Raw genomic sequence first — 25,357 nt, 5'->3', positions numbered from 1 at the left:
GAACTGTCGTGAAATGCAGGGGCCGGCCAAAAACCGGCCCCTTCGTTTTTTTGCCAGATCGAGAGCACCCATGACCGTCACCGAGCAGTTGAGCGCATTGGGGAACATCCTCGCTCACGGCGACATCAGCAGCCTGTTCCAGCCCATCGTCTCGCTTTCCGAACAGCGCATCCTGGGCTATGAGGCGCTTACCCGCGGCCCCTCCAACAGCCCGCTGCATTCGCCGCTGACGCTGTTCGCCGTCGCCCGCCATGCCGGCCGCCTGAGCGAACTGGAAATGGCCTGCCGCAAGAGCGCCTGCAAGGCCTTCAGCGCCCAGGGCCTGGACGGCAAGCTGTTTCTCAACGTCTCGCCCGAATCGCTGCTCGACCCCAGCCACCAGCCGGGGCAAACCCTGAAACTGCTGCAGGCCTTCGGCATTCCGCCAAGCCAGGTGGTGATCGAACTCACCGAGCAGTCGCCCACCGAAGACTTCGCCCTGCTCGATACCGCCCTGCACCACTATCGCGCCATGGGCTTTTCCATCGCCCTGGACGACCTTGGCGCCGGTTACTCCAGCCTGCGCCTGTGGTCGGAACTGCGCCCGGACTACGTGAAGATCGACCGGCATTTCATCGATGGCATCCATCAGGACGCGGTCAAACGCGAGTTCGTCGGCTCCATCCTGAAGATGGCAGCCGCTTCGCGCGCCCAGGTCATAGCCGAAGGCATCGAGCTGGGCGAGGAACTGACGGTACTGGCCGAAATGGGCGTGGATCTGGTGCAGGGCTACCTGCTCAGCCGCCCGCAGGAAAAGCCGCCACGTGACGCCCGGCAGTTGCTGCCACGGTTGCAGAGCGGCCAGAGCGGTCTCGCCGAAGACAGCCACGACCTGAGCGCCCTGCTCAGCGAGCAGCCGGCCGTCGACCAGCACACCGCCATCGCCGAGGTGCTGGAGGTGTTTCGCGCTCAAGCCAATCTCAATTCCCTGGCGGTACTGGATGAACAGCGCCAGCCGGTCGGCATCGTCCACCGCCACTCGCTCTCGGAGGCGCTGCTCAAGCCCTTCGCCACCGACCTGTTCGCGCGCAAGCCGATCAGCCGGCTGATGAGCCAGGACTTTCTCGCCGTGGAGCTCACCCAGTCGCTGCAGAAGGTCAGCCGGCTGCTGACCAGCCGCGCGCGCCAGCGCATCGAGGAGGACTTCATCATCATCCAGAGCGGTCGCTATCTGGGCCTGGGTCGGGTGATCGACGTGCTCAAGCTGATCACCGAGCAGAAGCTGCAGCAGGCACGCCATGCCAATCCGCTCACCCTGCTGCCCGGCAACGTGCCCATCCAGCAGTGCCTGGCGCGCCTGCTACAGCAGGGCCGCCAGGCCGCGGTGTGCTACGTCGACATCGACAGTTTCAAACCCTTCAACGACCTGTACGGCTATGCCAAGGGCGACGAGGTGCTGTTGTGCCTGGCCCAGTGCCTGAACGAGAGGGTCGATCCGGCACGCGATTTCGTCGGCCATATCGGCGGGGATGACTTCATGCTGGTGCTTGGCTCGGCCGACTGGCGAGAAAAGCTCGGGCGTCTGATCGAGGACTTCCAGAGCCAGTGCCGGCGCTTCTACCGGGAAGAGCATCTGCAAGCCGGCTGCTTTATCGCCCACAACCGCCAGGGCCAGCGCCAGGAGTATGCGTTGCTGTCGCTGTCGATCGGCGTAGTGCATCTGCAGGGCGAAGACTGCGCGCAACTGGACGCCGCACGCCTGGCCGAGCTGGCGTCGGACGCCAAGCGTCAGGCCAAGTCGGTGCCCGGCTACAGCCTGCACATCATTCCGGGCTCAGCGGGCTGAGCGACCAGCCCCTTCTGCCATGGCGGCGTAGCGCTCGGCGGCTTGCAGATCGACCTCCACCCCAGGGCCGCCCTGGCGATAGAGCTGGCTCAGACGGCTGGCCGCCAGGGGATGTCCGGCAGCCAGCGCCATCTCCCACCAACGCAGCGCTTGCGCGGCATCCGGAGGCTGCCGGGTATCGCCCTGCAGCGCCTGCACGCCCAGCTGATAGGCGGCCTTGCCATCCCCGCCATTGGCGGCCAGGCGCAGCAGCCTCAGCCCCTCCTCGCGTGCACCGAGGCCCTGGCCGCGAAACAGCAGGATATGGCCGTAGAAACTTTGTGCGGCAGTGTCGCCTAGGTTGGCCATGCGCCCGTACTGCCCCTGCATCCATTGCCACAGGCGCGGCTGCCGCAGCGCCACGGGCCAATGAAACAGGCGCCGGGCCAGCCAGTAGCCAAGCCGCGCGCGCAGGCCCCACAGCAGCCTAGACATCGGCGGGGTAATCGAACTCGAACACCCGCACCACCTCGGATGCGTGCCAGGAGGCAGCGGCGACGCCATCGGAAGCACCGCTGAAACGCCCCAGACGGGTGACGCACTCGAAGAAGCCGGTTCGCGGCAGGCGGCTGGCGCCCTGGCTGATCACCAGCGCACTGCGCAGCGGTCGTTCGGCACGGGCATCCAGCGCAGCCAGGTGTTCCAGCGCCGCAGTGAGGGTCTGCATGGCCGGGCTCGGCAACTCCAGGCGCTCGATCAGTGCACGGTATGTCAGCAGATGACGCTGACGGCGAGCATCATCGAGTTCATCGAGCAGGGCCTGCCAATGCTGGCGACTGATGCGCACGCTCAAGACCAGCCCTCCAGCCCCAGGGTCCAGGCCAGCGAACGCAGGATGGCCGCGTCGGGTCGACGCTCGCCACGCTCGATCATGGCCAGGTAATGCGGACTGATGCCCACGCTGCGGGCCAGAGCCTCCGGACTCAAGCCCTTGGCCTCACGCAGCGCTTGCAGTTGCTCGAGCGAAGGCTTCAGCGCATTGACCGGCTGCGCGGCAGCGGGCTCGGCATGCTCCTGGCGCCCGGCCGCCTGCATCAATGCCTGATATTCGCCCCAGGGCAACACGGCATATTCCGGTTCGCCATCGCGGGAAATGATTTGCACAGTCATGAATTTCTCCGTGGGAAAGCAGCACCGACGAACCTCGGCGCCTTCCTTGCGAGCCGCCATCTTAACAGGCGTCTGGCGCCAGAGGCGTGATCTGTACTGCCAAGGCATCACGCTCTATTCTCGAGGCTGAACAAACCGCACCATAGCGGTAGCTGCGTCGAAACATCTGCCAACGGGGAGTCCATCTTGCGAATACTGTACGCGCTTTTGGGTGGACTATTGGCCGCGCCTTGTACGGCGCAGACCCTGATCTGGGGCTACGGCCCGGCCGACACCCTGCCCTATGTGGAACCGGGACGCGTGCAGCCGCAGCGCGGGCTGGCACCACGCCTGGGCGAGGAGCTGAGCAAACGCTTCGATCTTCCCGTGCAGTTCATCGAAACGCCGAACAATCGCCTGGAGTCCTACCTGCAGGAGGGCCGGCTGCACCTGATCTGCAACACCACGCCGCAATGGATGAGCGAGTCGCAGCGCTATCACTGGTCGCCTCCGTTGTACGAGGAGGAAGACGTGTTGCTGCAGCATCGTGATCGGCCACCGCTGAGCGATCTCGCCAGCCTGCACGGCAGGGTCCTGGGTACCAGCCTGGGTTACGTCTACAGCCAGCCGCTGATGGCCGCCTTCGCCAATGGCGCGATCAAACGCCAGGACGTACGCGACCTCGACACCAGCCTGCATATGCTCGACAAGCAACGCCTGGACGCGGTGATCGACATGCGCCGCAATCTGGCCTACAAGCTCAACCAATATCCGCAGCTACAGCTGCGCTTCAGCCCCTGGGTGGTGGAGCGTTATCAGATTCACTGCGCGTACGGCCCGCACCTGCCGATAGCCGCGCAGCGACTGGACGCCGTGCTGCTGGAGCTGCGTGATCGCGGGCTGATCAGCCAATGGCTGGATGAAGCCCTCAGGAATGCTGCGGATCAGCCTGGTCAGCAGGCGGCAGATGCTCGATGAGCGCCAGACGCTCCGGAGCCTGCTTCGCGCGCCAGACCTTGAACGCCTCCAGCTCCCCCTGCCAGGTGCGCATCACCCAGGCCAGCACGGCCAGATCGTCGACGAAGCCGACACCCACCAACCAATCCGGAATGGCGTCCAGCGGGGCAATGAAATACAGCAACGCCGCCACCACCATCAGCAGCGCCTGACTGCTGATCTGCCGGTACTCGCCCTTGAACCAGGCCAGGCAAAGGGCGCGCAGCACACGCAAGTCGTCCTTGAACGCGGCGAACCGCTGCCCCTCCGGGGAACGCTTGTCACCCAGGGCACGGACCAGCTCCGGCAAGCGCCCGTCCCGCAGGAAGCGAGCCGCCAGAGGCAGGTAACGCATCAGTTTCCATGGAGCTTTCATCGGACCTCCTCGGCAAGCCAGACAACGCCTGGCCTTGCCTGGCTTATCCACCGAAGCTGTGGATAAATCTGTGCAAAGACTTTCGACAAGCTTACCAAAGGCCCGTGCCATGAGGACTTCGCTCAGATCGGGCATTTTTTATACAAAGGATAAAAGCCATTCAAATCAATAACTTGAGAATTGACATGGCATCACCGCGCGGTGTAGCGAAAATCCGTCAGGAACCGTTTCCGCAATGTGCATAAGCGTAACACTCGACTTGCGACACACCGCCTTTTTCGAGCCAGAAACGACAACGCCCCGTCAAGACGGGGCGTTGCGATGACGCGTGCAAGTGTTACTGCTGCGCGTCTGCCTGATCCTTGATGCCGATCAGCTCAAGATCGAACACCAGCACCGAGTTGGCGGGGATGGCCGGAGATGGGCTCTGTTCGCCGTAGGCCAGCTCACTGGGGATGTACAGCTTGTACTTCTCGCCCACGTGCATCAACTGCAGGCCTTCGACCCAACCCGGGATCACGCCGCCAACCGGCAGATCGATGGGACTGCCGCGTGCGACGGAGCTGTCGAACACGCTGCCATCGGTCAGCTTGCCTTCGTAGTGAACGGTCACCACGTCGGTTTCCTTGGGTTGCGCACCGTCGGTCTTCTTCACCACTTCGTACTGCAGACCGGATTCGGTGGTAACCACGCCTTCGCGCTTGCCGTTCTCTTCAAGGAACTTCTTGCCAGCCTCGGCCGCTTCCTTGTTCAGGGCAGCCATGCGCTCTTCGGCACGGTTCTGCAGGAAGGAGAAGGCCTCGATCATGTCTTCGTCCTTGATGCGCGGCTCCTTCTTCGCCAGCGCGTCCTCGATACCCTGAGCGACGGCCTTGGAGTCCAGATCGTCCATGCCCTCTTCGGACAGGCTGCGCCCCATGTTCAGACCGATACCGTAGGAAGCCTTCTGCGCCGGGCTCTTGAGTTCGACTTCGCTGGTTTGCGAATCGCAACCGGCGAGCACCAGGCCTACCAGGGCAACTGCCGCCGCCAAACGATGCTGTTTCATGCTTGTTCCTTGTAGATGCGCCCGAAGGCCGTCGTGTGAAAGCGCGAGCTTAGCAGCCTGCCACGATCACTGGCTACGGCATAGGAGCCGAGCAATGCGCATAAGTTCAAGCAAACAAAGGATTTTTTCTGAGATTTCGGTGGAAACCGAAGAGATGTCACAGGAGGGGATGAAGCGAGGAGAAGAATGGCGCAGCGGACGGGACTCGAACCCGCGACCCCCGGCGTGACAGGCCGGTATTCTAACCGACTGAACTACCGCTGCGCGTAACTGCGAGATTGGTGGGTGGTGACGGGATCGAACCGCCGACCCTCTGCTTGTAAGGCAGATGCTCTCCCGGCTGAGCTAACCACCCATTCGCTCTCGAAGTGGGGCGCATTCTAGAGAGCGTTCCGGACCTTGGCAAGCCCTCTTGGCAAAAAAATTTATCGCCCCAGCAAGAACTTAGGTGAGACCAGCGAATTTCCTCAACGGTCTGCTGTCAGGGTTGGCCTGAGCACGCCAGCGGAGAATAATGCGCGCTCTGTGCCGACGGACCGCCCACCATCCGATGGGTCGTCCGCCACCTTCATCCGTCGCTGCGCGGCCACCTTCCCGTTCGCGAAGGTCCCACGGATGGCGCTGCCTGCGACCTCAACACCAATGGAGATTCACCCGCTCATGTGGTTTCGTAACCTGCTGGTCTACCGCCTCACTCAGGACATCCCTTTCGACGCCGACGCGCTGGAGACCGCACTGGCCAGCAAGCCGGCGCGCCCCTGCGCCAGCCAGGAGCTGACCACTTACGGATTCACCGCCCCCTTCGGCAAAGGCGGCGACGCGCCCCTGGTACACGTCAGTGGCGACTTCCTGCTGATCGGCACGCGCAAGGAAGAGCGCATCCTGCCCGGCTCGGTGGTGCGCGACGCGCTGAAGGAAAAGGTCGACGAGATCGAAAACACGCAGATGCGCAAGGTGTACAAGAAGGAGCGCGATCAGATCAAAGACGAGATCGTCCAGGCCTTCCTGCCGCGCGCCTTCATTCGCAAATCCGGCACCTTCGCCGCCATCGCGCCGAAACAGGGCCTGATCCTGGTCGACAGTGCCAGCGCCAAGAAGGCCGAGGACCTGCTTTCCACCCTGCGTGAAGCCATCGGCTCGCTGCCGGTACGTCCGCTGTCGGTGAAGATCGCGCCGACCGCCACCCTCACCGACTGGCTGAAAACGCAGAAGGCCGCCGAAGGCTTCTACGTGCTCGACGAGTGCGAGCTGCGCGATACCCATGAGGACGGCGGCGTGGTGCGCTGCAAGCGCCAGGACCTGACCAGCGAGGAAATCCAGCTGCACCTGTCCACCGGCAAGCAGGTCACCCAGCTGTCGCTGGCCTGGCAGGACAAGCTGTCCTTCGTGCTCGACGAGAAGCTGGCCATCAAGCGTCTGCGCTTCGAAGACGTGCTGCAGGAGCAGGCGGAACAGGACGGCGGCGACGACGCCCTGGCCCAGCAGGACGCCAGCTTCATCCTGATGATGATGACCCTGGTGGAGTTCCTGCCGGAGCTGTTCACCGCACTGGGTGGCGAAGAGATTCCGCAAGGCATCTGATCACCCTTGCCCGGGCTACGCACCGATACAGGACGGTAGCCCGGATGCCATCCGGGATCACTGCGCAAGGCATTCCCGGATTGCCAAGCCTCAGACCAGCGACTCGAGACTCTCGGTAAAGGCACTGGCGCCCTGCTCCGCCGTGCTGAAGTTGTGGCGCATGAAGGCGAACAGCTCGCGACCACAACCGCTGGCCGGTGGCGGCGTCGGCGCCAGCTCGCGCGAGGCGAACTCGACCTCGTCGCCAAGCAGCAGCAACTCGCCGCTCTGCCCATCGACGCGTAGCAGATCGCCGTCGCGCACCCGCGCCAGCGGGCCGCCGTCGAAGGCCTCGGGGCAGACATGGATAGCCGCCGGGATCTTGCCCGAGGCGCCGGACATGCGCCCGTCGGTGACCAGTGCCACCTTGAAGCCGCGATCCTGCAGCACGCCCAGATAAGGGGTCATCTTGTGCAGCTCGGGCATGCCGTTGCTGCGCGGCCCCTGGAAACGCACCACGGCGACGAAATCGCGCTCCAGCTTGCCGGCCTTGAACGCCTCGACCAACTCCAGCTGATCCTCGAACACCAGCGCAGGCGCTTCCACCACCTGATGTTCCGGCGCCACCGCGGACACCTTCATCACCCCGCGCCCCAGGTTGCCCTGCATCAGGCGCAAACCGCCTTCGGCCGAGAACGGCCGCGCCACCGGGCGCAGCACGCTCTCCTCCAGGCTCGCGGTGGGGCCGTCGCGCCAGACCAGCTTGCCGCCCTCGAGGAAGGGCTCGCGGGTGTAGCGCGACAGGCCGCGGCCGGCCACGGTATTGACCTCTTCATGCAGCAGCCCGGCCTCGAGCAGCTCGCGAATGAGGAAGGCCATGCCACCGGCGGCCTGGAAGTGATTGATGTCGGCCTTGCCGTTGGGATAGACGTGGGCCAGGGTCGGCACCACCTCGGACAGATCGGCCATGTCCTGCCAGGTCAGCAGGATGCCGGCGGCGCGGGCAATGGCCGGCATGTGCAGGGTGTGGTTGGTGGAGCCGCCGGTGGCGTGCAGGGCGACGATGGAGTTGACCAGGCAGCGCTCGTCGACGATCTCGCCGATGGGCATGAAGTTTCCGCTCTGCTTGGTCAGGCGGGTGACCTGCTGCGCCGCCTCGCGGGTCAGCGCCTCGCGCAGCGGCGTGCCCGGATTGATGAAGGAAGCGCCCGGCAGGTGCAGGCCCATCACCTCCATCAACAGTTGGTTGGTATTGGCGGTGCCATAAAAGGTGCAGGTGCCCGGCCCGTGATAGGCGGCCATCTCCGCGGCCAGCAGCTCGTCGCGGCTGGCCTTGCCCTCGGCGTAGCGCTGACGCACGTCGGCCTTTTCCTTGTTGGACAGACCCGAGGTCATGGGCCCGGCCGGCACGAACAGCGACGGCAGATGACCGAAGCGCAACGCACCCATCACCAGCCCCGGCACGATCTTGTCGCACACGCCCAGGTACAGCGCGGCGTCGAACATGTTGTGCGACAGGGCCACGGCGCTGGCCATGGCGATCACCTCGCGGCTGGCGATGCCCAGTTCCATGCCCGGCTCGCCCTGAGTGACGCCGTCGCACATCGCCGGCACGCCGCCGGCGAATTGGCCCACCGAGCCCATATCGCGCAGGGCCTGCTTGATCTGTTCGGGAAAGTGCTCGTAGGGCTGGTGGGCCGACAACATGTCGTTATAAGCAGAAACGATGGCCACGTTGGCCGCGTCCATCAGACGCAGCGTCTGCTTGTCATGGCCGGTGCAGCCGGCCACGCCGTGGGCGAAGTTGGCGCATTGCAGCTTGCCGCGCTGCGGCCCTTCACTGGCGGCCGCGCGGATCATGGCCAGATAGCGCTGGCGGGTGGCGCGGCTGCGCTCGATCAGACGGTCGGTGACTTCAACAACGCGGGGATGCATGGTCTTCTCCAGGCTAGCTACTAGCATCTGTTTGTATTTTTAACAAAATACTGCCATCAAAAAGGCTTGATTTCTAGCATCATGAGCATAATCTTGTAATTCCAACAACAAATTACGAGAAGCTCACCATGACTTTGCGAATCGCCATCAATGGTTTCGGCCGTATCGGCCGCAACGTGCTGCGTGCACTCTACACCCAGGATTATCGCCAGCATCTGCAGGTGGTGGCGATCAACGACCTGGGCGACAGCGCCATGAATGCCCACCTGCTGCGTCATGACAGCGTACACGGCGCCTTTCCCGGCGAGGTGGTGGCCGATGGCGAGAGCCTGTGGGTCAACGGCGATCACATCGCCGTCAGCGCCATTCGCAACCCCGCCGAGCTGCCCTGGAGAGCGCATCAGGTCGATGTGGTGTTCGAATGCACCGGGCTGTTCACCGACCGCGACAAGGCCGCAGCCCACCTCGCTGCCGGTGCCCGTAAGGTGTTGATCTCGGCGCCGGCCAAAGGTGCCGACGCAACCGTGGTTTATGGGGTCAACGAAGCGGTGCTGACGCCGGCCATGCAGATCGTCTCCAACGCCTCCTGCACCACCAACTGCCTGGCTCCGGTGGCCCAGGTGCTGCACCGCGAGCTGGGCATCGAACAGGGCCTGATGACCACCATCCACGCCTACACCAACGACCAGAACCTCTCCGACGTCTACCACAGCGACCCCTACCGCGCGCGCTCGGCCACCCAGTCGATGATCCCGACCAAAACCGGCGCCGCCGAAGCGGTCGGCCTGGTGCTGCCGGAACTGGCCGGCAAGCTCACCGGCATGGCGGTGAGGGTGCCGGTGATCAACGTGTCGCTGGTCGACCTGACCCTGCAGCTCAAGCACGAGACCAGCGCCGAAGAGGTCAACGCCCTGCTCAAGGCCGCCAGCGAGAAGTCGCCGGTGCTCGGTTACAACGCGCTGCCGCTGGTGTCCTGCGACTTCAACCACAACCCGCTGTCGTCGATCTTCGATGCCAACCACACCAAGGTGAGCGGCAAGCTGCTCAAGGTGATGGCCTGGTACGACAATGAATGGGGCTTCTCCAACCGCATGCTGGACAACTGCCTGACCCTGGCCCGCCTGGGCTGAAACGAGGAGCCTTGATGAGCCGTATCGCCTTCACCAGCGCCAGCCTGCCGGCGCGCAAGCGCATCGCCCTGGTGGCCCACGACCACTGCAAGGGTTTTCTGCTCGACTGGTGCGAGCGCCAGCGCGACAAGCTGGCGCGTCACGAGCTGCTGGCCACCGGCACCACCGGCCTGCTACTGAGCAGACGCCTGCAGCTGCCGGTGGAAAGCATGATCAGCGGCCCGCTGGGCGGCGACCAGCAGCTCGGCGCACGCATCGCCGAACGCCGCGTGGACATCCTGGTGTTCTTCTGGGACCCCTTCGAACCGCAGCCGCACGACCCGGACATCAAGGCGCTGCTGCGGGTCGCCGCGGTGTGGAACATCCCGGTGGCGTGCAACGAAAGCAGCGCCGACTACCTGCTTAGCAGCAGCCTGCTGGAGCAGCAGCACGAGTATCGCATTCCGGACTACCAGGCCTATCTGGCGGCCCGCGGGTAGGGTGTCGCGGGGCCGCCTAGGCTGTGCGCCCCCGCGAGATGCAGGTGCGCACGGCGCACCCTACGTGAAGCATCTGACGGCTGGGGGGCCGCTAGAAATCCACCTTGCCCCGCCCCGCCTTGATCGCCCCGCGCTTGCTCTTGCCGTCCAGGCGGCGCTTCTTCGAGCCCAGGGTCGGCTTGGTCGGGCGGCGTTTCTTTTCCACCTTGCCGGCACTGCGGATCAGCTCGGCCAAACGCTCGAGGGCGTCCGCGCGATTCTGTTCCTGGGTGCGATACTGCTGCGCCTTGATGATCACCACGCCATCCGCGGTGATGCGACTGTCGCGTAGCGCCAGCAGGCGCTCCTTGTAGAACGGCGGCAGCGAAGAGGCCTGGCTGTCGAAGCGCAGGTGCACGGCGCTGCACACCTTGTTGACGTTCTGCCCGCCGGCGCCCTGGGCGCGAATGGCGCTCAGCTCGATTTCCTCGAGCGGCAGATGCACGGCATTGGAGATGATCAGCATGGTTCAGGTCCGCGTTGTCGAACGGGCAGGATAACCGCTGGCGCTGTAATCTTTGCTTGAAATTTCCCCGCAGCGCCGCTGCGCAGGCTCGGCTAACGTAGCGGCCTGCATTCACGCGAGAGCAACCGATGGATTCGATAACCCAGGCCGTGCTCGGCGCCAGCATCCAGGGCGCCCTGCTCGGTCGCTGGCAGGGGCGCAAGGCATTGCTGTACGGTGCCGCCCTCGCCACCCTGCCCGATCTGGACGTGGTCATCGATTACGGCGATGCCGTGGGCAACATGACCTATCACCGCGGCTTCAGCCACTCGCTGTTCGTGCTCAGCGGCCTGGCGCTGCTGCTGACCTGGCTGATCAGGCGTTACCGCCCTCACCCCGGCTATTCGGACCGACGCCTGCTCCTGACGCTCTGGCTGGTGCTGATCACCCACCCGCTGCTGGATGCCTTCACCAGTTACGGCACCCAGCTGTTCTGGCCGCTGATGCCGACACCCACGGCCTGGTCCAGCCTGTTCATCATCGACCCGCTGTACACCCTGCCGCTGATTGCCGCCGTGGTGATCAGCCTGTTCACCGGGCTGCGCGAGAACAGCTGGCGCATCCCCAGCGTTGCCCTGGCGGTGTCGACGCTCTACATCGGCTTCAGCATGGCCGGCAAGTTCATGGCCGAGCAACGCGTGGAAGCCGAACTGGCGCGTCAGGGCATCCAGGCCGAGCAGCTGTTCGTGACCCCGACGCCGCTCAATACCCTGTTGTGGCGCGTCATCGTGCTGGACGGCGAGCACTACCACGAAGCCCTGGTCGGCTGGCTGGATGCCGCGCCGCCGCAGCTGCAGCGCCTGCCGCGCGGGATCGAGTTGCGCGAACAGTTGCTCGACTCGCCCAAGCACCAGCGCCTGGCCTGGTTCAGCAACGGCGTGTTGCGCTACGACCAGATAGGCGACCGCCTGATCGTCACCGACCTGCGCCTGGGCATGACCGGCTTCCACCCGTTCCGCTTCGACTTCGCCCGTCTGCAGGATGGCCAGTGGCAGGTACACGAGCATGTCGATCGCCTGCCCTTCGAGCGCGGCGAGCCGGCTCACCTGGCCCTGCTGCTCAAGCGCATCTGGCAACCGGACCTGGATATTCCCCTGCTGGCCTGGGCCGCAGAGCTGGAAAAACCGCTACTGACTGAGACTCGCTCGCACTGAGAGGTTACTATCGGCGTCCACTCACCGAGGCAGGACGCCTGCAATGCTGTTTCGCCGTTTCGAGTCGTTGATCGACGTTTTCAAACCCAGCCCGGATGTCGCGCCACCCGAGGGCATGCTGCGCTTCTACGGTCATTACCTGAGACAGGTCTGGCCGCTGATGCTCGCCGTGCTGATCGTCGGCTTCGTCGCCGCGGTGATCGAAGTGGCGCTGTTCAGCTTCCTCGGGCAGTTGATCGACATGGCCCAGGCCAGTACGGATGCCGGCAGCTTTTTCGCCGAGCACCAGAGCGAGTTGCTGTGGATGGTGTTGGTGGCGCTGGTCATCCGCCCCCTGGTGTTCGGCCTGCACAACCTGCTCACCCATCAGGCGGTCAACCCTGGCCTGACCAACCTGATCCGCTGGCAGAACCACCGCTACGTGCTCAAGCAGAGCCTGAGCTTCTTCCAGAACGACTTCGCCGGTCGCGTCGCCCAGCGCGTGATGCAGACCGGCCCGTCGCTGCGCGACTCGGCCATGCAGGTGATCGACGCGCTGTGGCACGTGGTGGTCTACGCCGGCAGCGCGCTGTACCTGTTCGCGGCCGCCGATCTGCGCCTGGTGATACCGCTGGCCCTGTGGATCGTCGGCTACAGCGCCGCTCTCTGGCACTTCGTGCCGCGCATCAAGGCGCGCTCGGCAGCCGCCTCCTCGGCGCGCTCCAAGGTCATGGGCCGGGTGGTGGACGGCTACAGCAACATCGCCACGCTCAAGCTGTTCGCCCACTCCCAGGAAGAAGAGGGCTACGCCCGCGAAGCCATGCAGGAGCTGCTCGACAAGTTCCGCCTGCAGTCGCGCACCATCACCGCCCTGGACTTTCTCATCACCTGCCTGAACGGCGTGCTGATCGTCGGCACCGGCGCCCTGGCGATGTGGCTGTGGAGCCAGTCGCTGATCACCACGGGCGCCATCGCCCTGTCCCTGGGGCTGGTGATCCGCATCAACAACATGGCCGAGTGGATCATGTGGGTGGTCAACGGCATCTTCGAGAACGTCGGCACCGTGCAGGACGGCATGCAGACCATCGTCCAGCCGCGCCAGGTGCTCGACCGCGCCGATGCCCGGCCAATCCAGGTGCGCGAGGGCGGCGTGCGTTTCGAGGACATCCACTTCCACTACGGCAAGCGCGGCGGCGTGATCGCCGGCCTCAGCCTGGACATTCGCCCCGGCGAGAAGATCGGCCTGGTCGGTCCCTCCGGCGCCGGCAAGTCGACCCTGGTCAATCTGCTGCTGCGTCTGTACGACCTGGAGAGCGGGCGCATCCTGATCGACGGTCAGGACATCGCCGAGGTGACCCAGGAAAGCCTGCGCGCCAATATCGGCATGGTGACCCAGGACACCTCGCTGCTGCACCGCTCGATCCGTGACAACCTGCGCTACGGCAAGCCGGACGCCAGCGAGGAGCAGCTCTGGGAGGCCGTGCGCAAGGCCCGTGCCGACAACTTCATCCCGACCCTGGACGACAGCCAGGGTGGTCGCGGCATGGATGCCCAGGTCGGCGAGCGTGGGGTCAAGCTGTCCGGCGGTCAGCGTCAGCGCATCGCCATCGCCCGCGTGCTGCTCAAGGACGCGCCGATCCTGGTGCTGGACGAAGCCACCTCGGCGCTGGATTCGGAAGTCGAGGCGGCCATCCAGGAAAGCCTGGACAGCCTGATGGAGGGCAAGACGGTGATCGCCATCGCCCACCGCCTGTCCACCATCGCACGCATGGATCGGCTGGTGGTGATCGATCAGGGGCGCATCGTCGAGACCGGCAGCCACGCCGAACTGGTCGAACGCGGCGGTCTGTATGCGCGCCTATGGCAGCACCAGACCGGCGGTTTCGTCGGGGTGGAATGAAACCCACGCAATAGGGTGCGCCGTGCGCACCGAGAAGATCAGCCGTAGCCCCGGATTAGCCGCAGGCGTAATCCGAGTACCGGAAGCGGCCAAGGGGTCTGGTGCGCACGGCGCACCCTACGGTTCCGGGCTACAGCATTGGTCAGCCGAACATCACTCCGCTGCCGGCTTCTTGCGCTTGAGCGGCGCGCTGCCGTCCTCGCTGACCAGTGCCGACGGCTTGCCGGCCGGGCGCGGTCCGGTCTTGCGCTTGGGCGCAGCGGCCTTCTTCGGGTCCTTCTTGTCGGTCTTTTTCTTCTTGCTGCCAGCGGCCTTGCCCGAAGCCTTGAGGTTCTTCGGCCCCTGGTAGCTGCCCTTGAGCTCCTTGATGGTACGGCGCTCGAAACGCTGCTTGAGGTAGCGCTCGATGCTCGACATCAGGTTCCAGTCGGTGTGACAGATCAGCGAGATGGCCAGACCTTCGCCACCGGCGCGGCCGGTGCGACCGATGCGGTGCACGTACTCGTCGCCCGAACGCGGCATGTCGAAGTTGATCACCAGATCCAGGCCGTCGACATCCAGTCCGCGCGCCGCCACGTCGGTGGCCACCAGCACCTTGACCGCGCCCTGGCGCAGGCGCTCGATGGCCAGTTTGCGGTCTTTCTGGTCCTTCTCGCCGTGCAGCACGAAGGCCTTGACCCCGGCCGCCACCAGCTTGCCGTAGAGACGGTCGGCCTGCACCCGGGTGTTGGTGAAGACGATGGCCTTGTCATAGGTCTCGTTGGCCAGCAGCCAGTCGACCAGTTGTTCCTTGTGATGGTTGTGGTCGGCGGTGATGATCTGCTGACGGGTGCCCTCGTTGAGCTGGCTGACGCTGTTGAGCATCAGGTGCTGCGGCTCCTTGAGCACCTTGGCGACCATCTCGCGCAGGCCATTGCCGCCGGTGGTGGCGGAGAACAGCAGGGTCTGATGCGGGCCGCAGGCTTCGGCCAGGCGCTGGGCGTCCTCGGCGAAACCCATGTCGAGCATGCGGTCGGCCTCGTCGAACACCAGCACCTCGACATCGCCCAGCGGCAGGTTGCCGGCATTGGCATGCTCGATCAGACGCCCCGGCGTGCCGATCAGGATGTCGATCTTGCGCATCATCGCGGCTTGCACCTTGAAGTCCTCGCCACCGGTCACCAGGCCGGCCTTGAGGAAGGTGAACTGGGCGAAGCGCTCGACTTCCTTCAGCGTCTGCTGGGCCAACTCGCGGGTCGGCAGCAGGATCAGCGCGCGAATGCTCACACGCTGCTGCGAGTTGCCGTCACCGAGCAGGCGGTTGAGCATGGGCAGAACGAAGGCCGCCGTCTTGCCGCTGCCGGTCTGGGCGATCACCCGCAGGTCCTTGCCCTCCAGCGCAGGAGGAATCGCTGCCGCCTGCACCGGGGTGGGCTCGACGAAGTTAAGCTCGGCCACGGCCTTGAGCAGGCGTTCATGCAGGGCGAATTGGGCAAACACGGGGGCACTACCTCGAAAGATCGACAAAACGGTGCATAGCCTAACGGTTTCCGGCGTCCGGGCCGAGCTTCTTTGCGGTGGGAGGCGTCTCGAGGTTGCGAAGCGGTGCCGTGCGGATGGTCTAATTGGCCCTTTCAGATGCTTCGAAAGGTAAATCACCCCATGGACATGGACGAACTGCTCAGCCAACCACAGGAACTGCTCAGCCGTTTCGAGCAGTATCCCTGGCTCAGCGCAGCGGTAGGGCTCCTGGTGCTGCTGCTGATCGCGCTGGTGGCCGGACGCCTGGCGCGCTTTCTGATCCTCCATTCGACCCGCCTGCTGGCACGCCAGCCGGCCCTGTTCTGGATCGAGCATCTGCGCCGCAACAAGGTGTTCAATCGCCTGGCACAGATGGTGCCGTCGCTGGTGGTGCAGTTCGGCCTGGTGCTGGTACCCGATCTGAACGATCAGGCCGAGCACTTCCTGCGCAACCTGGCGCTGGCCTTCACCCTGCTGTCGCTGACCCTGGCGCTCAATGCGCTGCTCAACGCCCTGCTCGATCTCTATGCAGGCACCCCGCATGCGCGTACCCGCTCGATCAAGGGTTACGTGCAACTGGCCAAGATGCTGCTGTACGTGTTCGCCGCCATCGTCATCGTCGCCACCCTGATCGACCGCTCGCCCTTGCTCCTGCTGTCCGGCCTGGGTGCGATGTCGGCGGTGATCCTGCTGGTGTACAAGGACACCCTGCTGTCGTTCGTCGCCGGCGTGCAGCTGACCAGCAACGATTCCCTGCGCGTCGGCGACTGGATCGAGATGCCCCAGGTCGGCGCCGACGGCGATGTGGTGGACATCACCCTGCACACGGTCAAGGTGCAGAACTTCGACAAGACCATCGTCTCCATTCCCACCTGGCGCCTGATGGCCGAGTCGTTCAAGAACTGGCGCGGCATGACCCAGGCCGGTGGCCGACGGATCAAGCGCAGCCTGTATCTGGACGCGGGCCTGGTGCGCTTTCTCGATGACGCCGAGGAGCAGCGCCTGAGCGACGTGCGCCTGCTCGCCGATTACCTGGCGCGCAAGCAGGCCGAACTGCGCCAGTGGAACGCCGAGCACAAGGCCGAGAACGGCCCCTCGGCCAACCGCCGGCGCATGACCAACATCGGCACCTTCCGCGCCTATGCCGAGGCGTACCTCAAGGACCATCCGCAGATCCGCCAGGACATGACCTGCATGGTGCGCCAGCTGCAACCCGGAGCCGAAGGTATCCCGCTGGAAATCTACTGCTTCACCGGCACCACCAACTGGCTGGAGTACGAGCGCATCCAGAGCGATATCTTCGATTACCTGCTGGCCCTGCTGCCGGAGTTCGACCTGGCGCTGTATCAGCAGCCTGCCGGCAACGACCTGCGCCAGGGCCTGCAGGCTCTGGTTCAGCGACTTCCGTCACAAGCGCAAACGGCGCAGCAGGCCCGGGATTGAACCGGAACGGCGGTTGGGTTTCCAATGAGCATGGCGCCATCGCAGGAGTACCGACCATGCCAGCCCGATCCCGCACCACCCTTTGCCTCGGCCTCAGCCTGCTGCTGGCCGCCTCCCCACTGCTGGCCAGCCCGCCGCCAGGCAAGGGCAAACCGGGCGGCGGCCATGACGGCGTGCAGATCGATCTGCGCGGCCCCACTGTCGATGTCGGCCGGGTGCGCATCATCCTCGGCGAAAACCGGCAACTGATCGGCCCGACCTCTTCCCTGCCGCCCGGTATCGCCAAGAACCTGGCCCGCGGCAAGCCACTGCCACCGGGCATCGCCAAGAATTTCGACAGCCGTCTGAGCGCACGCCTGCCCTACTACGAGGGCTACGAGTGGAAACAGATTGGCCGCGACGTGGTGCTGGTGGCCATCGCCACCGGCATCGTCTACGAAATCCTGCGCAACGTGCTGGACTGAGCCTGCGGGCGCCTGCCGACAAACGGTACGGCGCCCGCAGAACTTGTCCCTGCGGCACCGTTCCAATTCTCAGATGGCCTGCCGAGGTGACATCATGACCCCCACGCTGATCTATCACGTCACAGCCAGTCTCGATGGCTACATCGCTCGCCCCGACGGCCGCCTCGATTGGTTCGATACGCCGCGTCAGCCGGACGAGGAGTACAGCTTTCAGTATTTCTACGCGGGCATCGACGCGCTGCTGATGGGCCGCGGCACCTATGAAGCGCTGCTCAAACGCGGCGGCCCCTGGCCCTACCCCGGCAAGCCCTGCGTGGTACTGACCCGCCTGGAGCTGCCGCGCGCCGGCGATGAAGTGCAGCTCACCCATTGCACCCCGGCGCAGGCCGTTGGCGCACTGAGAGAAGCCGGATTCCAGCGCATCTGGCTGGTCGGCGGCAGCCTGCTGGCGGGCAGCTGCTACACCGCCGGGCTGATCGATGAGGTGGTGATCAATCTGGTGCCGCATCTGCTCGGTGCCGGTATTCCCCTGCTGGCCACCGGCATGGAGCGCAGCCTGACGCTGAGCGAGCAGCGCCCCTTCACCAGCGGCATGGTGCAGTTGCATTATCAGGTGAAGAAACAGGCCAGCCAGCTCACCCAGATTCCCACCCCGCGCAGCACGGCCGCCTGATCAGCGCTCGAGCTGCTGCTTGCGCAGCAGCCGGGCACTGTCCCAGCCCACCAGCAGCACCGCCAGCCAGATCGGCAGGTAAGTCAGCCATTGCCCGGCATCGAAGCGCTCGCCCAGCACCAGCAGGGCCACGGCGAACAGCAGCACCGGCTCGACATAGCTGAGGATGCCGAACAGCCCCATTGGCAGCAGCCGGCTGGAGGCCATCATCGCGGCAAACGCCAGGGTGCCGATCAGCGCCATGCCGGGCACCAGCAGCCAGAGCGCGGTCCTGCCCTCGAAGGCGCCGGCCGGCCCGTATGCGAGGATCAGCCAGATGGCCAGGGGCGCCAGCATGAGCATTTCCAGCACGAAGCCGGACAGGGCATCCAGGCGCATCCAGCGGCGCAACATGAAATACGGCGGATAGCCCAGCGCGGTGACCAGCGTCAGCCAGGAAAACGCCTGGGTGCGCCAGAGCTCGTGCAGCACACCGACCACGGCGCAAGCCACCGCCAGCTGCTGCAGCGGGCGCAGGCGTTCGTTGTAGAACAGCCTGCCGGCCAGCACCATGGCCAGGGGCAGCAGGAAGTAGCCCATGGACACTTCCAGCATGCGCCCTGCCAGCGGCGCCCAGAGAAACAGCCCCCACTGCACGCCGATCAGCACGGCCGCCACGGGCCAGGCCGCCACCAGCAGCGGCTCGCGGCGCAAACGGGCGAAGGTCTCACGCAGCAGCGCGCCCTGTCGGGTCAGCAACACCAGCAACAGCACCAGGGGGATCGACCAGAGCACGCGCTGGGCGAAGATCTGAATGCCGTCCAGCGGGGCCAGCAGCTGCACGTAACCCGGTAACAGCGCGAACAGCACCGAGGCGCCGACCGAAAGCGCCACCCCTCTGCCCGACAACAGCATCAGAACACCTCGCCGCGCACGCGACGCGCCTGGCCAAGCTTCAGCAATGGCAACGACGCGGCGATCACCGCGCCGCCCAGCGCCAGGCGCAGCAGGTCGGCATCATGGTTCCACAACAGCAGGTTGACCAGCAGACCGGCCGGCACCAGCGCATTGTTCATCACCGCCAGCGTGCCGCCATCCACCAGGCTGGCGCCCTTGTTCCACCAGTACAGCCCCAGGCCGGACGCCACCACGCCCAGCCAGCCGAGCACACCCCACTGCAGCGGGGTGACCGGCAGGCGCTCGGCATTGCCCAGTAGCAGGAAGGCAGGCAGCGCCACCAGCAGCGCGCCGAGATAGAAGAAGCCGAAGCGTCGATACTGCGGCTCGTCCGAGGGATGCCGCAGCAACAGGTGCTTGTACAGCACCTGACCGGCAGCGAAGGTGAAGTTGGCCACCTGCAGCAACAGGAAGCCGAGCAGAAAGCCGCTGCTGATGCCGTCGTAGCGAATGATTCCGGCCCCCAGCACCGCCACCGCGGCCGCCACCAGCGCCCAGGGGTTGAAACGGCGGTTCAGCGCATCCTCGATCAGGGTCACGTGCAACGGCGTGAGGATGGTGAACAGCAATACCTCCGGCACGCTCAGCACCGAGAAGCTCAGGTACAGGCAGACGTAGGTGATGCCGAACTGCAAGGCGCCGATGACCAGCATGCCGCGCACGAAGGCCGGCGCGTGACCACGCCAACGGGTCAGCGGCACGAACAGCAGGCCGGCGATGACGATGCGCGTCAGCACCGCGAAGTAGCTGTCCACCCTGCCGGCCAGGTACTCGCCGATCAGGCTGAAGGAAAAGGCCCACAGCAGGGTGACGATCAGCAGATAACGCATCGGGTACTCCGGGTCGAACGCGGGCCGGCACCATAGCCCAGCCAGGCGGCAACGGCCATATCAGTGTCGCTGCGTCTCAACCTCGTGTCGCAACTGATCGCCCATCAGGCTGCGCAATTGCTCGGCCTGATCCTCATCACTGGCGCTCTGGTCGATGATGATCTCCACGCGTCGGTTCAGGGCGCGCTGCTGCGCCGAATCGTTGGCCACCCGCGGCCGGGTATCGGCGAAGCCCTTGACCTCCAGCCGCTGCGGCTCGAGCGCGGGATTGAGCAGCAGCGCGTTGGCCACCGCCGAAGCGCGTGCGGCGGACAGGTCCCAGTTGGAGCGAAAGCGCGCGGTGCTGATCGGCACATCGTCGGTGTGTCCCTCGACGGTCAGGGTACCGGGTATCTCCACCAGCAGCTCGCTCATGCCCAGCAGCATGTCCTCAAATGCCGGCGTCAGCTCGGCCGAACCGGAGGCGAAGGAGCCGCGCTCCTCGACCCGCAGGATGATCCGCCGCCGCTCCTCGAGCAGTTGCAGACGCCCCTCGCTCAATTCGCTCTGCAGCAATTGCTGCAGGGCGGCGACGCTTTCGCGCACCTGCTGGTCGACCTGGGCCTCGGCACGCGCCAGCAGCTCGGCCTCGGCATCGCCGCGCAGGGTGTCGAGCTGCGGGTCCTGGGTGGTGGTCTGCTGACGAATCTCCTGCACCTCGGTGGGCTCCGGCTTGCCGGGGGAGAACTTGTCGAATACCGGGCTGGTACCCAGCGGCACTTCCAACGCCGGCACCTCGCGCTGCACGCCGAAGGCCTTGGCCAGCTCGCCGGCAATCTGCTTGAAACGCTGCGCATCGATCTCGGAAAACGACAGCAGCAGGACGAAGAAGCACATCAGCAGCGACATCAGGTCGGCGAAGGTCATGACCCAGGCGGGCATCGCCCTGGCTTCCTCTTCAGGCAACTCCATGGCTCTCTCCTACCCCGATTTATCGGCCTGCAGTTCGCGCTTCGAAGGCGGCAGGTAGCTCTTGAGCATCTGCTCGATGATGCGCGGGTTGACGCCGTCCTGGATGGCCAACAGGGCATCTATCCACAACGCCTGCATGCGCGCCTCCTCGCTGCTGCGCAGGCTCAGCTTGTCGGCCAGCGGCAGGCAGATCATGGTCGCCATCATGGCGCCGTAGAGGGTGGTCAGGAGCGCCACGGCCATGGCCGGGCCGATGGATTTGGGGTCTTCCATGTTCGACAGCATCTGCACCAGGCCCACCAGGGTACCGATCATGCCCATCGCCGGGCCGACGTCGCCCATGGCGGAAAACACCTTGGCCCCCTCGCGATTGCGCTCGAGGGTCAGCACCCGCTCCTTTTCCAGAAAGGCGCGAATGGTGTCCTGCCCCTGGCCGTCGATCATCAGCTGTACGCCAGCCGACAGGAAGGGCGAGCTGAAATCGCGCCCCTCCAGCGCCAGCACGCCCTCCTTGCGCGCCACCTGGGCGATCTCGACCATCTCGCCAATGCAGCTTTCCACTGACGGCAAACGGAAACGAAAGGCCCTGGCCACCACCTTGAAGGCGCCGAGAAACTGCCCGAAGCTGAATTTCACCAGCACCACGAACAGGCTGCCGACCACCACGATAAGCAGCGACGGCACGTTGAAGAACACCTCGCTGGATGCTCCGAGAATAATCGCCGCGCCGATCACCACCAAAGCACCCACCAGACCGATCAGCGTCGCCAGATCCACCGTTTTTCCCCCAGCCTTGCGCAGCACGACCGCAGCAACGGTCGCCAGATAGATTGATGATTGGACGAGTATCGGCCAGAGCGTCGATTTATGAAGACGCAGAAAAACAATCTAGCGCAATCTGCCGCTGATGAGGCTCAACGGCACAGGGGAATCGAGCGGGGCGCGTCCAGGCTGGTGAACGCGCCCGCTCAAGGGAAGGGAGATAGCGGAGGGATCAGGCTACTTCAGCCAGCTTGGCCTTGGCCTGGGCCAGGCCCTTCTCGCTGAACTCGGCGCCCATGTTCAGACCTTCGGCGTGGATGAACTGCACCTCGTGGATGCCGATGAAGGCCAGTGCCTGACGCAGATAGGGCTCCTGATGATCCAGCGCACCACCGGCATAGATGCCACCACGCGCGGTGAGGACGAAGGCACGCTTGCCGCTCAGCAGCCCCTGCGGCCCGGTTTCGGTGTACTTGAAGGTGACGCCGGCACGCAGCACATGGTCGAGCCAGGCTTTCAGGGTGCTGGGAATGGCGAAGTTGTACATGGGCGCAGCCAGCACCAGCACATCGGCAGCCAGCAACTCATCGGTCAGCTCGTTGGAACGCGCCAGCGCCGCCTTTTCCGCGTCGCTCTGCTGCTCGCTCGGGGTCATCCAGCCACCCAGCAGGGTGGCATCCAGATGCGGCAGCGGGTCGCTGGCCACGTCGCGGACCTGAACCTGATCGGCCGGATGCGCGGCCTGCCAGTTGGCGATGAATTGCTGGGTCAGTTGGCGGGAAACCGAGCCCTGCTGACGGGCGCTGCTTTCGATAACCAGAACACGGGACATGTTTGAGACTCCATCGAGGTAGGGGTAAGTCGATGGAGTGAAGACTAGAACCGGCCAAGCCGATTAAAAAGCGCAAATATCCGCTTACATATATCGACAAAGTTGATTTGTAGGGCGCCCAAGTCTAGGCTTTGCCTACTTGAGGCCACAGGTCAGGCTGATGCGCAGGCGAATCACGCTGCGCGTGAACTTGACCGTCATGTTGTTGCTGGCGCCCGGTGCCAACAGGGTTCGCCGTGTGCGCGGTGCCTCGGGGCCGTTGCGGAACACCGCGCTGCACTCGGCCTCGCTCTGGCCGTAGTTGTAGAGCATCAGCGCCGCCATGTTGTGGTCGATTTCCTGGGTGCTGGCCGACACCTCGGCACCGTTGAGCTGCTTCTCCAGCTCGATGGGGTAGGCCTGGGCCCCCAGCGGCAACAGGACGAACAACAGGCAGAAGATTTTTTTCATCGGCGCTCTCCAACGTGGGAGCGCCAGTGTAGGTCGAGATCGCCGACGATAACAGCCGGCAACAGGACAGTGTGATGAAAGCTCCCCGCGTAACTCTGGATCAGTGGCGCACCTTGCAGGCAGTGGTGGATCAGGGCGGTTTCGCCCAGGCCGCCGAGGTGCTGCACCGCTCGCAGTCCTCGGTCAGCTATACCGTGGCGCGCATGCAGGAGCAGCTCGGCGTGCCGCTGCTGCGCATCGATGGGCGCCGGGCGGTTCTTACCGAAGCCGGCGACGTGCTGCTGCGCCGCTCGCGGCAACTGGTCAAGCAGGCCAGCCAGCTGGAAGACCTGGCCCACCACATGGAGCAGGGCTGGGAAGCCGAGGTGCGCCTGGTGGTCGATGCGGCCTATCCCACCGCCAACCTGGTTCGTGCCCTGTCGGCCTTCATGCCGCAGAGCCGCGGCTGCCGGGTGCGCCTGCGCGAGGAGGTGCTCTCAGGCGTCGAGGAAGTGCTGCTCGAAGGTACCGCCGACCTGGCCGTCAGCGCGCTGAACATCACCGGCCACCTGGGTATCGAACTGGGCGAAGTGGAATTCATTGCCGTCGCCCATCCGGAGCATCCGTTGCATCGCCTGCAACGCGAGCTGGGTTTTCAGGATCTGGAGGGCCAGATGCAGGTGGTCACCCGCGACAGCGGCCGCCTGCAGCCGCGCGACGCCGGCTGGCTGGGCGCAGAGCAGCGCTGGACGGTGGGCAGCCTGCCTACCGCGCGCACCTTCGTCAGCAGCGGCCTGGGCTTCGCCTGGCTGCCGCGCCACCTGATCAGCCGCGAGCTGCAGGAAGGCCTGCTCAAACCCCTGCCGCTGGCACAAGGCGCCGTGCGCAAGCCACGCTTCTTCCTCTACAGCAACAAGGAGCGCGTACTGGGCCCGGCCACGCAGATTCTCATCGAACTGATCAAGAACTTCGACGCGGCCCCTCTGGACGCCGCCTTCGCCGCCCCGCAGTCGCCCAACTGAGAACCCGGCCATGCCCTACTTCGACAACGACGGTTGCCAGCTGCACTACGAGGACTATGGCCACGGCGCCCCGCTGCTGCTGGTGCATGGCCTGGGCTCGAGCACCCGCGACTGGGAATACCAGGTGCCCGTGCTCAGCCAGCATTACCGGGTTGTGGCGCTCGACGTTCGCGGCCATGGCCGCTCGGACAAACCGCACGAGGCCTATCGCATCGCCGACTTCGCCGACGACGTGGCCGCGTTGATCGAGCATCTGCAGCTGCCGCCGGTGCACCTGGTGGGGATATCCATGGGCGGCATGATCGGCTTCCAGCTGGCGGTCGACCACCCCGAGCTGCTGCGCAGTCTGACCATCGTCAACAGCGGCCCGGAGGTCAAGGCGAAAAGCCCGCGCGACTGGCTGGAAATCGGCAAGCGCTGGACCCTGTCGCGCCTGCTCAGCCTGGAAACCATCGCCAAGGCGCTGGCCAAGCTGCTGTTCCCCAGGCCCGAGCAGGCCGAGCTGCGGCGCAGGGTCGAGGAGCGCTGGCCGCAGAATGACAAGCGCGCCTACCTGGCCAGCCTCGACGCCATCATCGGCTGGGGCGTGCGGGAACGGCTGAAGCGCATCACCTGTCCTACCCTGGTGATCACGGCCGACCAGGATTACACCCCGGTCAAGCGCAAGCGCGAGTACGTCGCAGAAATACCCGATGCACGCCTGGTGGTGATCGAAAATTCGCGCCACGCCACACCACTGGATCAACCCGAACGTTTCAATACCGTCCTGCTCGCCTTTCTTGGCGAGACTGCCAACAAGGAAAACTGACCATCATGCTCAAGCAACTCGTTCTCGCCACCGGCGCCCTGCTGCTGTCGTCCAGCCTGCTGGCCGCGGAAAATCCCAAGGTGCTGCTGACCACCAGCCTGGGTGAAGTGGAAGTGGAGCTGGCCGCCGACAAGGCACCGATCAGCACGCAGAACTTTCTCAAGTACGTCGACAACGGCTTCTACAACGGCACCCAGTTCCACCGGGTGATTCCCGGCTTCATGGTGCAGGGCGGTGGCTTCGATGCCGACATGCGCCAGAAGGACACCGATGCGCCGATCAAGAACGAGGCCGACAACGGCCTGCACAACGTGCGCGGCACCCTGGCCATGGCACGTACCCAGGTACGCGACTCGGCCACCAGCCAGTTCTTCATCAATCACAAGGACAACGCCTTCCTCGACCACGGCTCGCGCGACTTCGGCTACGCCGTGTTCGGCAAGGTGACCCGCGGCATGGACGTGGTGGACAAGATCGCCCAGGTGCCCACCAGCAACCGCGGCATGCACCAGAACGTGCCACGCGAGCCGGTGCTGATCATCGAGGCCAAGCGTCTGTAAAAACGTAGGGTGTCGTGGGGCCGCCCAGGCCGTGCGCACCGCGCCCCAACGAGCAATCCCCCGGTGCGCACGGCGCACCCTACAACTGAAACG

Annotated in this window: 27 protein-coding genes and 2 tRNA genes; 13 read left to right on the top strand and 16 right to left on the bottom strand. The window is 65.0% G+C overall.

The window, feature by feature from the left end; all coding sequences use genetic code 11:
* The first annotated feature begins 70 nt into the window (after positions 1-70).
* Positions 71-1,825 (top strand): bifunctional diguanylate cyclase/phosphodiesterase, encoded by a 1,755-nt coding sequence (locus N7333_RS07115; RefSeq protein WP_012017930.1) that lies wholly within the window; start codon positions 71-73, stop codon positions 1,823-1,825.
* On the opposite strand, the gene N7333_RS07110 is transcribed toward N7333_RS07115, so the two are convergent.
* The 3 genes from N7333_RS07110 to N7333_RS07100 are packed head-to-tail and all read right to left on the bottom strand — an operon-like array spanning position 1,814 to position 2,974.
* On the bottom strand, positions 1,814-2,299 hold the full coding sequence (locus N7333_RS07110; protein WP_129483513.1) for an SEL1-like repeat protein: 486 nt from the start codon (positions 2,297-2,299) through the stop codon (positions 1,814-1,816). The genes N7333_RS07115 and N7333_RS07110 overlap by 12 nt on opposite strands.
* A complete protein-coding gene (locus N7333_RS07105) occupies positions 2,292-2,657 on the bottom strand; it encodes a hypothetical protein (RefSeq protein WP_003241767.1) in 366 nt (121 codons plus the stop codon). Before N7333_RS07105 ends, N7333_RS07110 begins: the two co-directional genes overlap by 8 nt.
* Positions 2,654-2,974, bottom strand: coding sequence for a helix-turn-helix transcriptional regulator (locus tag N7333_RS07100; protein ID WP_129483512.1), 321 nt, complete (start codon positions 2,972-2,974; stop codon positions 2,654-2,656). Before N7333_RS07100 ends, N7333_RS07105 begins: the two co-directional genes overlap by 4 nt.
* 186 nt (positions 2,975-3,160) lie before the next feature.
* On the opposite strand from N7333_RS07100, the gene N7333_RS07095 reads away from it, so the two are divergent.
* Positions 3,161-3,931 (top strand): transporter substrate-binding domain-containing protein, encoded by a 771-nt coding sequence (locus tag N7333_RS07095; RefSeq protein WP_129483511.1) that lies wholly within the window; start codon positions 3,161-3,163, stop codon positions 3,929-3,931.
* Here N7333_RS07095 and N7333_RS07090 read toward each other — a convergent pair.
* From N7333_RS07090 to N7333_RS07075, 4 genes are all read right to left on the bottom strand, one after another.
* The gene (locus tag N7333_RS07090; RefSeq protein WP_012017927.1) at positions 3,882-4,325 is read right to left on the bottom strand and encodes a DUF1232 domain-containing protein; all 444 of its coding nucleotides are present in this window, start codon (positions 4,323-4,325) and stop codon (positions 3,882-3,884) included. The genes N7333_RS07095 and N7333_RS07090 overlap by 50 nt on opposite strands.
* 337 nt (positions 4,326-4,662) lie before the next feature.
* Positions 4,663-5,373, bottom strand: a complete 711-nt coding sequence (locus N7333_RS07085) for an FKBP-type peptidyl-prolyl cis-trans isomerase (RefSeq protein WP_012017926.1) — start codon at positions 5,371-5,373, stop codon at positions 4,663-4,665.
* Positions 5,374-5,560: 187 nt separating this feature from the next.
* Positions 5,561-5,637: transfer RNA gene (locus N7333_RS07080), tRNA-Asp, on the bottom strand.
* Between the two features lie 15 nt (positions 5,638-5,652).
* Positions 5,653-5,728, bottom strand: a tRNA-Val gene (locus N7333_RS07075).
* A 305-nt stretch (positions 5,729-6,033) separates the two neighbouring features.
* Here N7333_RS07075 and rdgC point away from each other — a divergent pair.
* On the top strand, positions 6,034-6,954 hold the full coding sequence (rdgC, locus tag N7333_RS07070; RefSeq protein ID WP_129483510.1) for a recombination-associated protein RdgC: 921 nt from the start codon (positions 6,034-6,036) through the stop codon (positions 6,952-6,954).
* A 90-nt stretch (positions 6,955-7,044) separates the two neighbouring features.
* Here rdgC and edd read toward each other — a convergent pair whose 3' ends face one another.
* A complete protein-coding gene (gene edd, locus N7333_RS07065; RefSeq protein ID WP_129483509.1) occupies positions 7,045-8,868 on the bottom strand; it encodes a phosphogluconate dehydratase in 1,824 nt (607 codons plus the stop codon).
* Between the two features lie 128 nt (positions 8,869-8,996).
* On the opposite strand from edd, the gene gap reads away from it, so the two are divergent.
* Both gap and N7333_RS07055 read left to right on the top strand, forming a co-directional pair.
* Positions 8,997-9,998 (top strand): type I glyceraldehyde-3-phosphate dehydrogenase, encoded by a 1,002-nt coding sequence (gene gap / locus N7333_RS07060; RefSeq protein ID WP_096827114.1) that lies wholly within the window; start codon positions 8,997-8,999, stop codon positions 9,996-9,998.
* Positions 9,999-10,012: 14 nt separating this feature from the next.
* Positions 10,013-10,477, top strand: a complete 465-nt coding sequence (locus N7333_RS07055; RefSeq protein WP_129483508.1) for a methylglyoxal synthase — start codon at positions 10,013-10,015, stop codon at positions 10,475-10,477.
* A gap of 91 nt (positions 10,478-10,568) precedes the next feature.
* On the opposite strand, the gene arfB is transcribed toward N7333_RS07055, so the two are convergent.
* On the bottom strand, positions 10,569-10,982 hold the full coding sequence (gene arfB, locus N7333_RS07050; RefSeq protein ID WP_129483507.1) for an alternative ribosome rescue aminoacyl-tRNA hydrolase ArfB: 414 nt from the start codon (positions 10,980-10,982) through the stop codon (positions 10,569-10,571).
* A 128-nt stretch (positions 10,983-11,110) separates the two neighbouring features.
* Between arfB and N7333_RS07045 the strand changes: the two genes are divergently transcribed.
* On the top strand, positions 11,111-12,175 hold the full coding sequence (locus N7333_RS07045) for a metal-dependent hydrolase (protein WP_003241744.1): 1,065 nt from the start codon (positions 11,111-11,113) through the stop codon (positions 12,173-12,175).
* A 43-nt stretch (positions 12,176-12,218) separates the two neighbouring features.
* Complete coding sequence (locus N7333_RS07040) at positions 12,219-14,054, top strand: ABC transporter ATP-binding protein (RefSeq protein WP_129483506.1); 1,836 nt, start codon at positions 12,219-12,221, stop codon at positions 14,052-14,054.
* Positions 14,055-14,207: 153 nt separating this feature from the next.
* On the opposite strand, the gene N7333_RS07035 is transcribed toward N7333_RS07040, so the two are convergent.
* A complete protein-coding gene (locus tag N7333_RS07035; protein ID WP_177491242.1) occupies positions 14,208-15,554 on the bottom strand; it encodes a DEAD/DEAH box helicase in 1,347 nt (448 codons plus the stop codon).
* A gap of 141 nt (positions 15,555-15,695) precedes the next feature.
* Between N7333_RS07035 and N7333_RS07030 the strand changes: the two genes are divergently transcribed.
* The 3 genes from N7333_RS07030 to N7333_RS07020 all read left to right on the top strand — a co-directional run bounded on the left by N7333_RS07030 (position 15,696) and on the right by N7333_RS07020 (position 18,134).
* On the top strand, positions 15,696-16,997 hold the full coding sequence (locus tag N7333_RS07030) for a mechanosensitive ion channel family protein (RefSeq protein ID WP_096827123.1): 1,302 nt from the start codon (positions 15,696-15,698) through the stop codon (positions 16,995-16,997).
* A 56-nt stretch (positions 16,998-17,053) separates the two neighbouring features.
* Positions 17,054-17,461, top strand: coding sequence for an anti-virulence regulator CigR family protein (locus N7333_RS07025; protein WP_129483504.1), 408 nt, complete (start codon positions 17,054-17,056; stop codon positions 17,459-17,461).
* A 94-nt stretch (positions 17,462-17,555) separates the two neighbouring features.
* The gene (locus tag N7333_RS07020) at positions 17,556-18,134 is read left to right on the top strand and encodes a dihydrofolate reductase family protein (protein ID WP_003241735.1); all 579 of its coding nucleotides are present in this window, start codon (positions 17,556-17,558) and stop codon (positions 18,132-18,134) included.
* Here the strand turns inward: N7333_RS07020 and rarD are convergent, their stop codons facing one another.
* The 6 genes from rarD to N7333_RS06990 all read right to left on the bottom strand — a co-directional run bounded on the left by rarD (position 18,135) and on the right by N7333_RS06990 (position 22,895).
* Positions 18,135-19,028 (bottom strand): EamA family transporter RarD, encoded by an 894-nt coding sequence (gene rarD, locus N7333_RS07015; RefSeq protein ID WP_096827126.1) that lies wholly within the window; start codon positions 19,026-19,028, stop codon positions 18,135-18,137. It lies immediately after the preceding gene.
* Positions 19,028-19,900, bottom strand: a complete 873-nt coding sequence (locus N7333_RS07010) for a carboxylate/amino acid/amine transporter (protein WP_012017918.1) — start codon at positions 19,898-19,900, stop codon at positions 19,028-19,030. The genes rarD and N7333_RS07010 overlap by 1 nt, the downstream gene beginning before the upstream one ends.
* Positions 19,901-19,960: 60 nt before the next feature.
* A complete protein-coding gene (locus N7333_RS07005; protein ID WP_129483503.1) occupies positions 19,961-20,851 on the bottom strand; it encodes a flagellar motor protein MotB in 891 nt (296 codons plus the stop codon).
* A 9-nt stretch (positions 20,852-20,860) separates the two neighbouring features.
* A complete protein-coding gene (pomA, locus tag N7333_RS07000) occupies positions 20,861-21,628 on the bottom strand; it encodes a flagellar motor protein PomA (protein WP_003241728.1) in 768 nt (255 codons plus the stop codon).
* A gap of 217 nt (positions 21,629-21,845) precedes the next feature.
* Positions 21,846-22,445 carry an FMN-dependent NADH-azoreductase gene (locus tag N7333_RS06995; protein WP_012017916.1) on the bottom strand — a complete coding sequence of 200 codons (600 nt, stop codon included), beginning with the start codon at positions 22,443-22,445 and terminating at the stop codon, positions 21,846-21,848.
* 135 nt (positions 22,446-22,580) lie between these two features.
* Positions 22,581-22,895, bottom strand: a complete 315-nt coding sequence (locus N7333_RS06990; RefSeq protein WP_003241724.1) for a hypothetical protein — start codon at positions 22,893-22,895, stop codon at positions 22,581-22,583.
* Between the two features lie 74 nt (positions 22,896-22,969).
* On the opposite strand from N7333_RS06990, the gene N7333_RS06985 reads away from it, so the two are divergent.
* From N7333_RS06985 to N7333_RS06975, 3 genes are read left to right on the top strand one after another with little or no spacing between them, the layout of a single operon-like run.
* Positions 22,970-23,896, top strand: coding sequence for a LysR family transcriptional regulator (locus tag N7333_RS06985; RefSeq protein WP_003241722.1), 927 nt, complete (start codon positions 22,970-22,972; stop codon positions 23,894-23,896).
* 10 nt (positions 23,897-23,906) lie between these two features.
* Entirely contained in the window at positions 23,907-24,704 is a 798-nt protein-coding gene (locus N7333_RS06980) for an alpha/beta hydrolase (protein ID WP_129483502.1), read from the top strand.
* 5 nt (positions 24,705-24,709) lie between these two features.
* A complete protein-coding gene (locus tag N7333_RS06975; RefSeq protein WP_129483501.1) occupies positions 24,710-25,264 on the top strand; it encodes a peptidylprolyl isomerase in 555 nt (184 codons plus the stop codon).
* Positions 25,265-25,357: the final 93 nt, after the last annotated feature.

Source organism: Pseudomonas sp. GD04158 (assembly GCF_029834875.1).
Classification (GTDB): Bacteria; Pseudomonadota; Gammaproteobacteria; order Pseudomonadales; family Pseudomonadaceae; genus Aquipseudomonas; species Aquipseudomonas hydrolytica.
The sequence above is the reverse complement of the archived record's forward strand: the minus strand, read 5'-3'. Positions and strand labels throughout refer to the sequence as shown.